General features: G+C 60.2%; 11 protein-coding genes and 3 pseudogenes. All 14 read right to left on the reverse strand.

Annotated elements, in window-relative coordinates; translation table 11 throughout:
• Positions 1-8 precede the first annotated feature (8 nt).
• The gene (gene bcsB / locus HDC30_RS13365; RefSeq protein ID WP_183783432.1) at positions 9-2300 is read right to left on the reverse strand and encodes a cellulose biosynthesis cyclic di-GMP-binding regulatory protein BcsB; all 2292 of its coding nucleotides are present in this window, start codon (positions 2298-2300) and stop codon (positions 9-11) included.
• Positions 2297-4888, reverse strand: coding sequence for a UDP-forming cellulose synthase catalytic subunit (gene bcsA, locus HDC30_RS13370; RefSeq protein WP_183783434.1), 2592 nt, complete (start codon positions 4886-4888; stop codon positions 2297-2299). The genes bcsB and bcsA overlap by 4 nt, the downstream gene beginning before the upstream one ends.
• Entirely contained in the window at positions 4885-5607 is a 723-nt protein-coding gene (gene bcsQ, locus HDC30_RS13375; RefSeq protein WP_183783436.1) for a cellulose biosynthesis protein BcsQ, read from the reverse strand. Before bcsQ ends, bcsA begins: the two co-directional genes overlap by 4 nt.
• Positions 5604-5813, reverse strand: a complete 210-nt coding sequence (bcsR, locus tag HDC30_RS13380; RefSeq protein ID WP_260319918.1) for a cellulose biosynthesis protein BcsR — start codon at positions 5811-5813, stop codon at positions 5604-5606. Before bcsR ends, bcsQ begins: the two co-directional genes overlap by 4 nt.
• A gap of 11 nt (positions 5814-5824) precedes the next feature.
• On the reverse strand, positions 5825-7444 hold the full coding sequence (bcsG, locus tag HDC30_RS13385; protein WP_183783446.1) for a cellulose biosynthesis protein BcsG: 1620 nt from the start codon (positions 7442-7444) through the stop codon (positions 5825-5827).
• On the reverse strand, positions 7437-7631 hold the full coding sequence (gene bcsF / locus HDC30_RS29500; RefSeq protein ID WP_183783448.1) for a cellulose biosynthesis protein BcsF: 195 nt from the start codon (positions 7629-7631) through the stop codon (positions 7437-7439). Before bcsF ends, bcsG begins: the two co-directional genes overlap by 8 nt.
• Positions 7628-9172: a cellulose biosynthesis protein BcsE gene (gene bcsE, locus HDC30_RS13395; protein ID WP_183783457.1), complete on the reverse strand. Its 1545-nt coding sequence runs from the start codon at positions 9170-9172 to the stop codon at positions 7628-7630. The genes bcsF and bcsE overlap by 4 nt, the downstream gene beginning before the upstream one ends.
• A 251-nt stretch (positions 9173-9423) precedes the next feature.
• Complete coding sequence (locus HDC30_RS29505; RefSeq protein ID WP_409347910.1) at positions 9424-10287, reverse strand: methyl-accepting chemotaxis protein; 864 nt, start codon at positions 10285-10287, stop codon at positions 9424-9426.
• Positions 10285-11352 (reverse strand): annotated as a pseudogene (locus HDC30_RS29510) (methyl-accepting chemotaxis protein); the annotation flags it as partial. The pseudogene HDC30_RS29510 and the gene HDC30_RS29505, both read right to left, overlap by 3 nt.
• Before the next feature lie 119 nt (positions 11353-11471).
• Positions 11472-12005 (reverse strand): chemotaxis protein CheW, encoded by a 534-nt coding sequence (locus HDC30_RS13405; protein WP_183783467.1) that lies wholly within the window; start codon positions 12003-12005, stop codon positions 11472-11474.
• A gap of 4 nt (positions 12006-12009) precedes the next feature.
• On the reverse strand, positions 12010-13185 hold the full coding sequence (locus HDC30_RS13410) for a methyl-accepting chemotaxis protein (protein WP_409347911.1): 1176 nt from the start codon (positions 13183-13185) through the stop codon (positions 12010-12012).
• Positions 13183-13791: pseudogene (locus tag HDC30_RS29515) on the reverse strand (MCP four helix bundle domain-containing protein); the annotation flags it as partial. The pseudogene HDC30_RS29515 and the gene HDC30_RS13410, both read right to left, overlap by 3 nt.
• A gap of 317 nt (positions 13792-14108) precedes the next feature.
• Complete coding sequence (locus tag HDC30_RS29520; protein WP_409347912.1) at positions 14109-14843, reverse strand: methyl-accepting chemotaxis protein; 735 nt, start codon at positions 14841-14843, stop codon at positions 14109-14111.
• A 123-nt stretch (positions 14844-14966) separates the two neighbouring features.
• Positions 14967-15749, reverse strand: a pseudogene (locus HDC30_RS29525) (cache domain-containing protein); the annotation flags it as partial.
• Positions 15750-15842 lie beyond the last annotated feature (93 nt).

Below are 15842 nucleotides of genomic sequence, written 5' to 3' on the forward strand. Positions count from 1 at the left end.
CACGCCCATCACTCCCGGCCCGCCAGGCGCCGCCGGGCGATCCAACTGAGCGAGCGCCACAACATGAATGCAATGAGCAGCACGATCAGCACCACCGTCATCGCCAACAGCACCGGGTGTTCGGCGAGCTGGAACCAGAGCAACAGCCACCACGGCAGATGCCCGACGAAGTACTGCTCGCCGACCTGGCTGCTCTCCACGCCACTGCTGCGTAGCAGCGCTACCGACCCCGCCACGGCGTCCATCTTCGCGCCGTCGGCGAGCGTATCGCGCAGCAATTGGTAATCAGCATCGTCGTGGGCAAGCAGCGCAACGATGCTGCGCTGTTCATGGAACGGCGACTTGAGGCCGACGAACGCGGCAATCGGCGCCTGGGCCGACACCTCGACCCGATGGGCCGCCTGCTCCCGGATGTCATTGAGCTGCCCGACGCGCGCCGACGAGCCGCCCGGTATCTGGCTGGAAGGTTCCAGCAGCCAATCGTTGAGTTGATTGAGCATCAGGTTCGCATTCGCGCTGTCGCCAACGCCCGCGCCCAACCCTCCCAACACCAGCAGATCGGCGTCCGTGCGGGCCGCCACGCCCCAATCATCGGACAATTGCAGGCCCAGCGCCGGCGCACCGGAGCGCGCGCTGATGGTTGCCAGGGTTTCAAGCAAAGTGCTGATCTGTACGGCGCTGCCCTGGGTCGGCACCATGACCAGGGTTTGCGACAGGTCGGCCATGCGGCTGAACGGAAAACCGCTGCGAGCAAAAGCCTTGAGGTCCGGCATCGCGATAAAATGGTGATAGCCGGACAAATCCAGCGTCGAGGCTTCGTCGATTGCCGACTTATTACTGGACGGCAAGCTCGTCTGGCAATGACCTCGTTGGGCACCGCCGATCGTGCTGGCGAAATTGAAGTCAAAACGCAGCGTGTTGCGCTCACCGACTTTCAAGGCAGGCACGAACACCTTCTCGGTGGGGTTGGCCGGATCACTGGACAGCACCGCCAGCCTCAGCCCTTGCAGCTTCGAACTGTCATTGGCGGGCAACGGAAAACTGCTGATGAATTGATCGTTAAGACTGATGTTCAGCCGCGACTCATCCGTGACGACGCTGGGGGTGTAGCGATAACTGAGCTGCAGCGGAATGCCCTGGCTACGCCAGACAAAAAGGTCCGGGGGCAGGTTCAGATCAACACTGATCGGCGCCGGCCGCAGACCGCTCGCCTGCAGTTGCCCGGGGTAACTGATCAGCTCGGCGAATCGGACCGGACGGTCGGTGCGAATCCAATTGGGTGCGTCGTAGGGTTGCCTCGGTTGCAGTTGCTGCACCTTGTCCACCGTCACCCGCGAACCGCGCAACAAGTCCCCGCCAAGGGCCAGCGCCCGCGTTGCAACGAACAGATCCTCATCATTGCGACCGAACACCAGCAACACTTTGCTGTGCGGCGCGCGAGGGTTCTCGATGATCTGCAGCACCGGGGCTTGCACCTTTGGAAAGCGCTCCAGGTCAGCCAGGAATGACGGACGGTGGTCGTTGGTCGCAAAGACGATGGCCGGCGTGGTCGCGCTACCGTCGTCGGCCTTTTGCAACTGGTCGAACAGCACCGGCAAACGCATGCCTCGCCAGCCGGCTCGACTGCCGAAATAGGACGCCAGAACGCCCGCCGCGCGCTGCTCGCCCAATGTCGGCGCCGCTGCGAACACCATGCTCAACGTCGGTTTTTCCTGGCCCCGCGCGTCGAAAAACGGCAGGGGGAAATACGCCAGGTCATTTTTCAGCGACAACGCCTGCTCATGCAGTTCGATCTCGCTGCGGCGCCCGATATTGACCCATAACGCATTGTTGGCCGGGTCTTCGCAAATGTCTGTGTAATGGCCGATGAACTCCAGGCGCACCCGGTTGAAATCGGTGATCAGCAGCGGGTCAAGGGCGACATTTCGGAAGGTCTTGCGCCCGAGTTGGTCTTTCTCGATGGGCAGTGTGCTGACCAGCACGTCATTGAGATAGACCCGCAGATGAGACAGCACCGGCAGCAATGCCGGCGACGGGGTGTATTCCAGCCGCAGGCTTGCATCGCTGGCGATACGGTCGCGGCGCAACGAGAACTCGATCTGCTCACTGTCATGGATGCCCAGCAGCAGATTGTCGCCGGGCTGGCCCAGCTGACTGAAGCTATAGGTATTACTCCAGTTGGGGACCGGTTCAAGCGATGGCGCGCCCACGGAAGGCGTTACCAGGCCTTGGGCCTGGACACCAGCAGAGGCCAGGAGCGCCAGGCCGACGAACAGGGATCTACGCGAATAGCGACTCATGATGGGCTCACAGAACGAGAGGTAGACGAGAGAAATGAAGCCGGCATCCGCGGCAGGTAACTCAACAACCATCCCACCAGCCGCAACGGCGGACCGGCCACACGGCGGATCCATAACGGCAGGAATTGATAAAGCTGGAAATAACCCTTGGTACCGAGCTTGAAGATATCGATCAGGCTGTGCAGGGGCCTGTCCGGCACATAGTTATCGCCCCAATTCAACCAGGCATCGGCGCGAGCGAAGGTGCACTGCACGAAATCAATTTTCTGCCGGGTGGACAGATGGGCGAAGCTGATACCGACAAATTGCTTATGGCTACGGCTGACCAGGCCGGGGAACATGAATTCCCGCTTGTCACGCTGCATCAACAACGAAATGCGACCACCGACCGGCAGCGCCAGCGGCACATCGATTTCCACGCCGACACCGCCATCGGAATAGTCCACTAGCATGCCAGGGTACGAGTGGCCACTGTCCAGGCGCACTGCGACAGGCAACCGCGTCTGCACTCGATGCGTCTGGCGCACCTGACGCACCTCGGCGGCCACTGCCACCGCGGCGCCGAGGATCAGCAGGTTGTAGATGACCCACAGCGAACTCACCAGCACCGTACCGATTTCATTGGCTGGGCCAGTGGACAAACGCCAGCAGGCAAAACCCAATCCGATGATGTTCAGCCCCGCCAGGACCAGGTAGGGCCGGGCGACTTTCCAGTCGAACCGGTTGTGCTCCATCAGCCCGCCCTTGGAGGTGACATTGAAGGAGCCCTTGTTCGGGCTGAACAACGCCACCGTGGTCGGGCGGGCGATGTACCAGGCCAGTACGGTCTCGTAGACCTCCCCCCAGAACGTCTGTCGAAAGCGACCCTGCATGCGCGAGTTGGTCAGGCTGGCGTGAATCATCGGCGGCAACACGTACAACAGGATCATCATCGCCGGGGCATAGATGATGTAGGCATGCAACAGCAGGAAAGCCAGGGGCGCGCTCAGGAATATCAGCCGCGGCAAGCCGGCGAGAAAGTGCATCATCGCGTTCGCGTAGCAGATCCGCTGGAAAAACGTCAGCCCCTTGCCCAACAGCGGATTGTCGGTACGGAAAATCTGCGCCATGCCCCGAGCCCAGCGAATGCGCTGGCCGATGTGGGCCGATAGGCTTTCCGTCGCAAGCCCAGCGGCCTGGGGGATACGCACGTAGGCCGAATTCCACCCCCGGCGGTGCAGGCGCAACGCGGTATGGGCATCTTCGGTGACGGTTTCCACCGCGAACCCACCGATCTCATCCAGCGCCGAACGCCGCAGGACGGCGCAGGAACCGCAGAAGAACGCAGCGTTCCACATGTCGTTGCCGTCCTGGATCAAACCATAGAACAGCTCGCCTTCGTTCGGCCGGTTGCGGAACACCGCGAGGTTGCGTTCGAAGGGATCGGCCGACAAAAAGTGGTGAGGCGTCTGCACCAGTGCCAATTTTGGATCGCGCAGGAACCAGCCCACCGTCAGTTGCAGGAAGGAGCGCACCGGCATGTGGTCGCAATCGAATATCGCAACCAGTTCGCCGTCGATGCGGCCCAAGGCGTGGTTGAGATTGCCAGCCTTGGCGTGACGATTGTCCGGACGAATGATGTAGCCGACGCCTACCTCGGCGGCGAACTGACGGAAGGTTTCGCGCTTGCCGTCATCCAGCAGGTAAATGCGCAGCTTGTCTTCCGGCCAGTCAATGCCCAGGGCGGCGTTGACCGTCCCCCGCACCACCGAAAGGTCCTCGTTGTAGGTCGGGATCAGCAGATCGACTGTCGGCCAATGACGGGTGTCGCCCGGCAACTGCGCCGGCTCGCGATTCAGCGGCCAGCAGGTCTGGATGTAGCCAAAGATCAGAACGATCCACGAGTAGGTTTCCGCTGCCAATAGACCCAGGCCGCAAGCCAGGTCCAAGGGGTGATCCCAATTCAACGTCGAGGTGTAGCGCCACCACAGGTAACGGCAGGAAACGATGACGGACAGCACCACCATCAGCAACGTAGCGAACCGTCCGGGAATGCCCCGCACCAGCAGGGCCAAGCCCCAGAGCAAAAGCGCGAAGACCAGTTGCTCTGCGTAACCGAACGGTTCGGTGATGCATAACAGCGTCAGCAGCACCAACTGGGTGAATAGAAACCCACCGAGCAGCCATTGGCGGTGCTGTTCCAGGCCTTTCCACCAATGAACGCCTTGGGTGATGCGTGAGTGGTCACGAATACGCCGGATTTGTTGCTCAAGCGTTTGGGTCAGCCGCTCCCACCACGCTCGATGGAACGCCGAGGCTCGCGACCACCACGGGTAAGCGCTTGAACGCCGCTCTGGCGCAACGGGATGTACCAACAGTAACCAGAGGCTCTGCAGGGCATAACGCAACGGATCGCCGATGCTCGGAGTTTTGCCGGCTAACTGCGGATACCAGCGTTTGCGATGCTCCAGCAACTGTCGCCAGGCGGGTGATTCCAGACGCAGTACCGTCCAGGCCAAGAGACTCCACAGAGCCAGCAACAGCGCGACCGACGGCGGGCAATCATGCTGGCCGCGCAACTGTCCATAAGGAAACCAACGAGCAATCACCTCAGTTCACCTTGGTGGGCCAGACACCAGATCGCCAGGCTCAGCACGTCCTGGGCCACCAGGCTGTCCGGCGCATAGCGACCCACCGGCTGCTTGCAGGCCAGCGCTTCGCGCATCGCTTCATCGCTGTGTACCGTCACCGGCAGCAGCCGCGCGTCGTAGTGCTGACGCCAGATCAACGCGAGATCACGTTGAATCTGGCTGGCAGGATCGAAACGATTGAGCAACAGGCTGTCCGCCCTCTCCTCCTGCTGTTGCAGCAACACATGACACGCGGCATCGGCTTCGATGACCTGAATCTGCAATTGGCACGGCACAGCGTCATCCCGCCAAGGCGAGCGCCGAGGCAAATCGAACAGGATCCAATCGAAATGTTCTGCTAAGACGCTCATACGCCGGGCCCAGAGTCCGGGCCGGTGGTTCAACGCTTGCTCCAGATGCGCGCGGTCGGCGCCGATGAGACGGCCATGGGGCAGCACACTCAAATTCGGCACAAGACTCCAGATCTGGTCGGTCCAGTCCTGGCCATCGAGCAAGGCCCGGGCCCATCCATCGGTTTGCGTGAGGGCGAGATTGAAGTGCAGGCGCAGCAGATTCTCCGGACACATGTCCACCAGCAGTACGCGCCGCTCCAGGGTGTGCAGGGCATAACCGAGCGCCGCCAGCAATGAACTGCTGCCGGCGCCACCCCGTAGTCCGTACAGCCCCAGCGAAGTCATGCACTCACCGGCTGTTCATCGCGACGCGTCAACGACACGCGCGCGTCCGGCGCACGCTGTGCCTGCTCGAGTTCGGCGAACAACGGCCAGCGCTCCACGGCGCGGCGCAGCTCCCTCTGGAGCGACACGTCGACGTATTTCAGGGCGGGCAATTGCAGCTCCTCCTTCAATCGCGCGATGTCATCGGCCCGTTCGGTGCGCGACATCAGCCTGGCGCTCATTGGGACACCGGACGGTAAGGCAGCCATGGGTCGTTCTCCGTAATCCGTACATAGGGAGTTGCGGCGTAATCGAGGACGATGCTGCCTTCGCTTTCGGAAACCAGCCGGACCTGAGCCAGGCCTGTCAGCAGCGGTTGCCAGTCAGGCTGCTCGCCCCCCGCTGGCGATGGCGTGCCATACAATCGGTTAGTAAGCTGCGCCACGGCCAGATAGCTACTCGGTTCGCTGACGTGCAACGGCATGGACCGAGGATTACGGCCCATGCCGATCAACTTGATGCCAACCGGTACTTGAGTGATGGACGGGCTGGGTATCTTGTACATGCCGGGGAGTTGCATGCGATCGCCGCGCAGGGCCGCGCCGTGACCAGGCACCATCACCACGACCACGCGACGGCCACTGTGCTCCAGTTGCTCGATAAACCCGCTCAGGTCATCCAGCAGGGCCTGGGCTCGTGCCTTGTAGTCGGCACGCCGGATGTTGCCATCGGCTGCCACGACATGATTACCCTCGTGCAAAGTCTGGGTGTTGTAGAACAACGCCACCCGCGCCTCAGGCTGCGCTTGACGCTGTTTCCACCAGTCGCCCAGCACTTCGCGATCACGCCACACCGGCGAACCGTCCGGCCCTGAGAGCATTGACTGCCAATGGCCGGCATCCACTTCCGGCTCCGGCAGCGAACCCAAGGTTTGCACGGCATTCAGAAAACCCGCGAAACGCCCCGTGTGGTTGAGCAGCGTCTGGCCGACGAAACCCTGCTTGCCCAGCGCATCGAACAACAGGCAAGACTCTGGCGCCGGAACGAACAAGTCACGGCGAGGTGGCTGCCCACACCCGGCACGCAACAGCCGAAGCGCCGCGGGAACCTGCTCGGAGGCGGCCGAGTTGAAGTGGTCAAAGAGCACATCCATCTGCCGCAGCAGCGGGTGGTCGCGCAAACCGACGGCATCCAGATCATCCCAGGACATGGAATCGATGTTGATCAGCAACAAGTCAAAAGGCTGAGCGGCAGCCGTCGCAGGCAAGAACGAGACTCGCCGATCGGCCTCCGAGTCGTAAAACTGCTTCAAATAAACGTCGATAGCCTCACTAGAGGGAGCGGCCTTGTCTGCCGGCGCCAGGGCGCGGGTCAAACTTGCTCCGTGGGTGAGCGGCAACACCGACGGATGGGTAACACTCAACCACGCCAGGCCGGCCAGGCTCAGCGTAGTCATGCGCAGCCAGGGCTGGACGAACTGGTACGCCATCACCAACACCAGCAGCCAACCACAAAGGCTCCAGTCGACCAGGCTCCCGGCCAATGTCAAAAGATGGCCGGAGGAAAGATTCATCACCGAAGACAACTTGACCCATTCATCCAGAGGTGGCAGCCAGGTGTCTCGATAGAACAGCGCCATGGCCACCGGCACAGCGAGCAATCGACGGATGACAGCAGTGGAGTGCTTTCGCAAGGGAATCAGCAAAAAAGCCACGAACAACAGGTTGGGCAATACCTGGATGTTCAGATAACCGCCCCACTGCAGCGCTAACTTGAGGATGAAATACAGGTTCCAGTGCCCCAGGCCGGACCAGACCCGCGCCGTGCTCGCGCCAGTCACCGGTTCGAACTTACTCATGGGGCGCCTCCGGGACCACTGGCGGGCAAGCGCGCCGAGGCAAGCGGCGGGGTTTCAGATAGCGCGGCGGCAACAAGGACTGGAGCAATGCTTGCCCCTGACGCCAAACGCTGCGCAACAGCCACACACACACCAGCGTCAACAGACTGCTCACGGCAATCAATTGGAACAACTCAAAAAGATTCATTCACAGGCATCCGCGATGGCCAGCGTGATCCGCTGTGGTGTGTAGGCACCCAACTGTGCTTGCGTGCGCAGCGGTGTGTCGGTGCGATCCGGGGCCAGACGCAACGTCTGCGACAGACTGACGGTATTGCTGAACGCCTCATGCGGCAAGTCATCGAATTCGGAGAGTGCCTGGCAATCGCTGAACAGGTTGCGCCATGACAGGCGACAGATATTGCCCAGCGCCGCTTCCAGACCATCGCTACGACAAGCGAATAGAAACAGATAGAAAACCCCATTCACCACAGTGGCGACGTCGCCGAACCGACGCAGGCTTAGCTGGTACAGACAATGCTCCATCGTCAATGCCGGGCGCGGGTGCAGCCGCAACAATTGGTGCTCGACTTCACCGGCGGCACCGCGATAAATCTGCTCCAGCGCCGACAAAAACTCCCGGGGCACCAACAGGCCTCGCATCTTCGGCGCGCGCAGACGTTCGATGAGCGACTCCAGATCACCGCTCAGGCGACCGCGCCTCCAGACCTGCCCCTGCACACTGTCCAACAGGCTGAAGAATCGGGATAACGCGATGCCGAAAGGCACGATGATATTCGCCCCACACGACATCAACAAACGCTCGTCGCGATAGCGCAGGCAGGGCTCCATTTCCCGGATAACGATTTTCAACGCCGTACCGCAGCGCTCGCGCAGTTCGTACAATTCTCGCGCCAGTACTTCCACCTGCTGATCGCTGTCGACCGCCACGATAACGCTCGCGGCGCGGGCCAGGGCCGCCTGCCCCAGCAGGTCGACGCGCCGTTCGAATAGGCGCCAGTGTTCCGACAGTGCCGTGGCACCTCCCAGCGCGACGCGCTGGGCAAGATAGATGCGCTGGTCATCGGTGCGTGTCGGCAGCGCAACGGCCGGTTCGGCCGGGGCCAGGCTGAAACCCGAGGCTTGCAGATCGAGCTCGAACGCCTGGGCACCGCAGACGCCTCGCTCGTTGTGCCAAAAGTGCGACTGATAGTGGATAACGCCGTCTCGTCGATACAACTGCGCCAGACCGGACAAATGCTCATTGAGACGAATCAGCTCGGCATGCAGATCGGGGGCCTCGCCATGGCACAGCACCAGGAGCGTGCAGCGCTGTTCACGCAACCAGCGCTTTACCCTGCTGCTCCATTGACGCAACTGCACCGCGTCGAATGCCTGCCAGCCACTGGTCGGCAGCATCAACAATACGAGGCTGCCCGGCACCGTTCCAGCACGCTTCAACTCACTGGGCAGCGATTTGAGCGCCGCGCGAATGGCGGCCTTGGACACTTCGAAAACCCGCAACTCGTCGGGCCCGGACCGTTCGCCCAAGGCGCTTATCATTTGCTCGGGGTGATGACCACACCACACCAGACTCGCCCGGTGCCGCTCGGGCAAGGCGGCTAGGCTCTGGAGCGCCAACGCTTCGACATCACGGGTACGGTCGACAGCCACCCAATACAGTCCTCCTTGACGCATCAACAACTGCTCATCCGGAACTTCCCGGATAGCCAAGGAAACATGACTCAAGCGTACGCCCCTCCCCTTATATGTGATGAACGCGTGACGGGGCAGTTCGTAAAGCCAGGGATCGACATCCAGGCAATCGGACAGAGCAACGCAGCGACAACACGATCACCGTTCAACTTTCGGAAGCGGCGATATCAAAACAGTGGCGATAATGCAAGGGATCAGGCGCAGAGACCATCAGGTTCGCCTGATTTTTACCTGGAAAAAGGATTACGCCTGTAGGGCCAACCCTACCCCATACTTCCTCCACTTCAAACTTTGAAATGGCCGACCATCATCTGCAACTGATTTCCCAACCGTGCCAACTCGACGCTTGAGGCAGCCGTCTCGTCGCTGGCGGCGGCGGTTTGCTCGGACACGTCGCGCACACTGACGATGCTGCGGCTGATCTCGTCGGCCACGACGCTTTGTTGTTCGGCTGCGGCCGTTATCCGCTGGTTCATCGATTGAATGTCCGACGCCGTGCGAGTAATGCTTGCCAGCGATAAACCGGCCTTGCGTGCCAGCTCGACACTGCTCTCGGCCAGGCTGCGACTATTGCTCATGACGTGAGTCACCCGCTCGGTACCGCTCTGCAGGCCGGACAGCATTCCTTCAATTTCTTCGGCGGAATTCTGAGTCCGCAGGGCCAGGCCACGGACTTCGTCGGCCACCACAGCAAAACCGCGCCCCGCGTCACCGGCGCGAGCGGCCTCGATGGCGGCATTGAGTGCCAGCAGATTGGTCTGCTCGGCCACGGATTTGATGACATCCATGACGCTGCCGATTTGTTTGCTCTCTTGCTGCAACACTGTCACAGCTTCGCTGGAACGGGCGACATCCCTGGCCAGATGTTCGATCCGCTCTATCACCTCAGCGACGACCTTATCGCCTTCGCGAGCCTTGTCATCGGCGGCCGTGGCGGCTTGCGAAGCCTGCCGGGCGTTACGCACGACTTCCTGCCCAGAGGCGGTCATCTCATGCATGGCGGTGACGATCTGATCAGTTTCGATTTTCTGATGGTTGACCCCAACACTGGTTTGCTCGGTCACGGCCGACAGCTCTTCGGCCGCGCTGGCGATCTGCGTGACACCCTCGCGAACACCGCCGATCAGGTCGCACAGTGTTTCGCCCATGTGCAGGATGCCTTGTTGCAACACTCCCAGCTCATCGCGGCGGGTGACCACTAGATTATGCGTGAGGTCGCCGGCGGCAATGCGTTCGACAATATCCACCGCCTCACGGACAGGACGGGTGACTTGGCTACTGATGATGATGGCGGCCAAGATACCCAGCAACAAAGCGGCACTCGCGATACCGATGAGCAGCATTTTGGATTGTCTGGACACCTGATCGCGCTTCACGACTTGTTCGGACGACATCTGCTCGGACAATTCAAACAGCCGAGCCACTTCATCATCCAGAATATTTTGCGCCTTTTGCGCGGCAAGTTGCGCATCGCGAAACTGATCGACGGCGGCGCGAAAACCTGTGAGCGTCCGACCGACACCTTGCACGCCATCGACCAGCTCAGGGGGCATGCTGCCGACCAGTCGATCGATACCGTCTTGAGCCTGGTCGATGGCATCTAGCGCAGATCGCTCCAACTGCACCTTACCGCTAGCGGCGTATTCAACCCATTTGAATCGTGCCTCTTGTATCAGCATGCCTTGCGCGACAACGGCATCCTGCAGCTTTTCCTGTTTATCCAATCCCCCATGATGAGTCGCTCGTTCATGCAGTACATCGAAAATCTTGCTGAGTGCACTCGAAGAGGCATCGGCATACTGGTGGGATTGATCAAGGATAGCCCCACCCGCTTCGACGGCGCGGCTGAACTGGCTGAACGCGGCGCGATAGTTGCTGGCGCTCCTTATGCATTCTTCTATCGCTTGAATATCCCGGGGTGCCTTATGAAATACCCGAGCCTGCTGCAGATTTTGATCGAGACGGTCCAATTGCCCGACGACGGCCGCAGCATTCACAGCACCATGATTGGCGGCGTAGAACAGACGTGCGATACGTAAATCCTTGCTGATTTTTTCAATTTCCGAAATCGACATCTGCTTGTCGCTACGCACGCTCATGGCGTTCAACCCGAACCAACCGACAAAGGTGATGATCAACGTCGGCAGCAAGACCAGAGAGAAACCCAGTGCAAGCTTCAGGTTTACGCTCAGATTACCCAGCAGTTTATTCATTGGAATTTTTTCTCGCGGAGCCTTTCGCTCTTCAGTTTCAAGCGACACCTACCGGTCATGCCGTAGAGTCGGTCGCTCGGTTATCGATGAGCACAGCCCCCCCCAGAAAACCTTGGAGTTCAATTATCATCCTCCTCGTATCCTGATGCCCCGCTCACTTTCTCCAGCGTGGCAAGCTCATCCACCGAGAGCACCTGGCCGATGTCCAGAAGAATAACGAAACGGTCACCGACCTTGCCCATGCCCTGGATAAAGTCGGTGCGCACATGCGCACCGAAGGCCGGTGGCGGCTCGATGGCCGCCGGGTTGATTTCCAACACCTCGTTCACAGCGTCGACCAATACGCCGATCACTTGGCGCTCGTCGACCTGGCGCACCTCGATAATGACGATGCAAGCACGCCGTCCGACCCCTGTCTGCCGACCGCCGAACCGCACTCCCAGGTCGATCACCGGCACTACCGCGCCGCGCAGGTTAATGACCCCGCGAATGCTTGGCGGCATCATCGGTACGCCGGTCAGTTGGCCGTACTCAATGATCTCCTTGACGCTGAGTGTACCCACGGCGAACTGTTCACCTGCGAGGGTGAAGGTCAGGTATTGCCGGGGTTGCGGCGCGCTGTCGGGACTATGCCCCTTGATCAACTGTCCCATGACATCACTCCAGGAAGCGCACGAAGCCGGCGGGTACGGCCGAATCGCGACTGCTTACCAGCAGCTTGCTCGGGGCGGGCACGGATGGGGTCGACTTAGCTCCAACGGCGACTGTGTTGCGTTCGCCTTCACCATGGCGGGCGAGGGTGAAGAAGCCCATCACTTGCTGCAACTGTTCAGCCTGACTGCTCATTTGCTCGGCGGTGGCGGCCAACTCCTCGGAGGCCGAGGCGTTCTGCTGGGTGATCTGGTTGAGTTGATTCATCGCCGTGTTGATCTGGCCGACGCCGGAGGATTGCTCTTCGGAAGCTGCGGCGATTTCCTGGACCAGGTCGCTGGTCCTGGCGATACCAGGGACGATCTCGTCGAGCAGGCTGCCCGCGCGCTCGGCCAGGGCCACCGAGTTCTTGGCTACCTCGCCGATTTCCTGGGCAGCGACCTGACTGCGCTCGGCCAGCTTGCGCACCTCGGCGGCGACCACCGCAAAGCCTTTACCATGCTCACCGGCACGGGCGGCCTCGATGGCAGCGTTGAGGGCCAACAGGTTGGTCTGGTAAGCGATGTCGTCGATGATACCGATCTTATCGGCGATGCTCTTCATCGCGCTGACGGTGTCCTTGACCGCCTCGCCACCCTCGCGGGCCTGTTTGGTGGCCTTGCCGGCCATGACATCGGTGAGCCGGGCGTTCTCGGTATTCTGCTCGATGGAGGCGGACATCTGCTCGACCGAGGCAGATGTCTGCTCGACGCTGGCGGCCTGTTCGCTTGAGGCCTGGCTCATCGATTGGGCGGTGGCGGAGACTTCCTCCGAGGCACTGCTCAGGGCGTTGGCCGAACCGCGCACCTCACCAATGACTTGCGAGAGTTTTCCCACCATGGCTTTGATGGCGAACAACATGCTGGCGCTATCACCGGCCCGGGTCTGCACCTCCACGGTCATGTCGCCGCCGGCAATCTTCGATACCACCTCCACCACATAGGCCGGCTCGCCGCCAAGCTGCTTGAGCAAGTTGCGCAGAAACAGCAGCCCGAATCCGATCGAGAATAGCGCAACCAAAATAGCCGTTATGATCGAAATGGTGCGGATGAACGATGCAGCCACCTCCTGTGCCTCGATCTTGCTCTTGGCCTTCAAGTCCTGTGCGCTCTTGAGTTCGGACAGCGTACTGAAGGCCTTCACTGCGTTGTCCTTGACCTCACTCAGGTTGATCTCGCCGCCACGCTTGATGTCACCGGCCTCGATAGCTTCAACCTGGTGTTCCATACCCTTGCGCATACGCGCATAGGCCTCACCCAAGGTATTGACCGACGTCGCCGTGGTCGAATCGTCCAATGCGTTCAACTCCCCCAGCAACTGGTCGACCTTGTTGAAGTGCTCGGTGTTCTGGGCTTTCCACTCGGCGATGGCGCTCGGACTCCCAATGGCAATCATTCGCAGGATATTGATGTCCACGCGCGTTAGTAGCCCATCAATCTGACCGATGGTCGATGCCACATGGTAGTCGTTGTCATACAGACTATGGATGTCGGCAGTAGCGGCTGCCTGACGACCTAGCAGAAACCCTGTCAACCCCCCAAAGGCCAGAATGACCGAGGCGAGCAAGATGCTAATTTTTTGTCTGATGGTCCAATTGTTCACGAAGTGAATTCCAAATAATGGTTTGTGGTGAGAAAGGTTCGGGAAAAGCGTTGTCCACACACCGAGCTTTAGGATCATCGATTGCCGTGCAACCCTCAGGTCGCGGGTAATTGGTGAAACGCCGGCCAATACCGAGCATGCCTCCATTACAAGTCAGGTCAAGCAGGAGCAACGGGCACACCCGGATGTTTAGCTGCGAGCCAGGCATGCTTTTGAGCGAGTTTCAAGCACCCATGATTCAGACTCGAAGCGTTTGCCGGCAATCAGTAGCCGCTGATTTTTTGGTAGGGCAAGTCCGCACCATCCAGGGGGACGCCGACCAACTCGCTGAGCGTGCCTTTGGTTGAAACGACAACGACTTTCTGCGTTATCCACAAAGGCCTGCCACACCGCGGCTTCACGCAACTGAAACCCGCCCTCTGAAGTTTTCCAAACTGCAAAAACTTGCTGTGCGGATTTACGGTTCAAACCCGAAACTGGCCCAGCAGACGATTCAGTTGACCGGCCAATTGCCGCAGATTCTGGCTGGCGGCACTGGTTCGTTCGCCGGCCTGAGCGTTTTCCTGTGCGAGGCCGGTGGCCTGGGTGACGTTGCGGTTGATGTCTTCGACCGCCTGAGATTGTTGAGAGGTCGCACTGGCAATGGAAGCATTGAGCCCGGTCAGGTTACGCAGGGAATGGCCTATTTGATCCAGGCTGCGGCTGGCCAGGTTGGCTTGTTCGATGGTGAGTTGCGAACCCTGGAGGCTTTCGTCGATCACCTTGACCACGGCATCGGAGTTACGCTGCAGGGTTTCGATCATGCCCTGGATCTCGGTGGTCGATAGCTGAGTGCGCTGAGCCAGCATGCGGACTTCGTCCGCCACCACGGCAAAGCCGCGACCCTGCTCCCCCGCCCTCGCCGCTTCGATGGCGGCATTGAGGGCAAGCAGGTTGGTTTGTTCCGCAATGGCGCGAATCACTTCAAGAACCCTTCCGATCTGGGTACTTTCCTGCGAGAGGGTCTGAATAACCGCCACCGCTTGCTCGATGGTCCCTGACAGCTGCTCGATCTGCCGTGAACAATTGTCAATACTGCTTTGCCCCAACCGGGCTCGCTCATCGGCGTCACGCACTTCCCCGGCGGCCTGTTCGGCATTATTCGCCACATCCTGGACGCCGTACGTCACCTCATCGATCGCCGCAGCCACCCGCTCCATCTGTTGTGATTGCTGCACGCTGTGGCCCTGGCTTTCGGTGGCGATGGCATTCAGTGAAGCCGATGCCTGATTCAGTGCATTGGCCGCTTGCAACGACTGCTCGATCACGCCGCGCAGTTTTCCAGTGAAACCGTTGAAGTGATCGGCCAGTGCGGTCAGCTCATCTTGACCGCGAGCGTCCAGTTGACGCGTAAGGTCGCCGTCTCCGCCGGCGATATCGGCCATCGCGCGCACCGCGTCGCTCAATGGCCGGGTGATGCTCTTGCTGATCAGTATGATCAGGCCGCCCAGCAGCAGGCCGATGCCCAGGAACACAGCGGCAGCTTTCCACATCTGAGCACGAAACGCGGCTTGCACGTCATCGGTGTACGCGCCTGAGCCCAACACCCAGGCCCATGGCTGGAACAGCTGGACATAAGAGACTTTCCCCACTGGCTCGCTGGCGCCCGGTTTGGGCCAGCGGTAGTCCACAAAACCACCGCCCTTGCCCTTGCTCTTGGCGACCGCGACCATGTCCATGAACAGGGCCTTGCCGTCCGGATCCTTGAATCCAGAGAGGTCCTGACCGTCGAGCTTGGCATTGGTCGGATGCATCAACATCTTCGGCCCGAGATCATTGATCCACAAATAGTTATCACCGTCATAACGCAGCTTGCGCACCATAACGATGGCTTGTTTCTGTGCCTCTTCGCGGCTCAGTGCACCGGTCTTTTCCAAACCGTGGTAGTGCTCAAGTATGTTCATGGTGACTTCAACCACTTGCCGGGTCTTTTGTTCCTTGGCGGCATAGTCCTCGATGTAGATCTGGCGCAACATCGTCAAACCGAGCAAAAGAAGCATGGTCATGGCAAGCAGGAGTACGATCCATAGCCGACGGCTGATGGGCATGTTGCGAAGAATTTTCATTTGAATGTTCGATCCTCATGAGGCGAAGGTGATTTTTCAGGCTCCGGGCTCGGGCCTCTTTTCAGCTGCACAGCCCATCCCCCTTACAGACCC

This window comes from Pseudomonas sp. JAI115, assembly GCF_014200835.1.
In the GTDB taxonomy this organism is placed as follows: Bacteria; Pseudomonadota; Gammaproteobacteria; order Pseudomonadales; family Pseudomonadaceae; genus Aquipseudomonas; species Aquipseudomonas putida_A.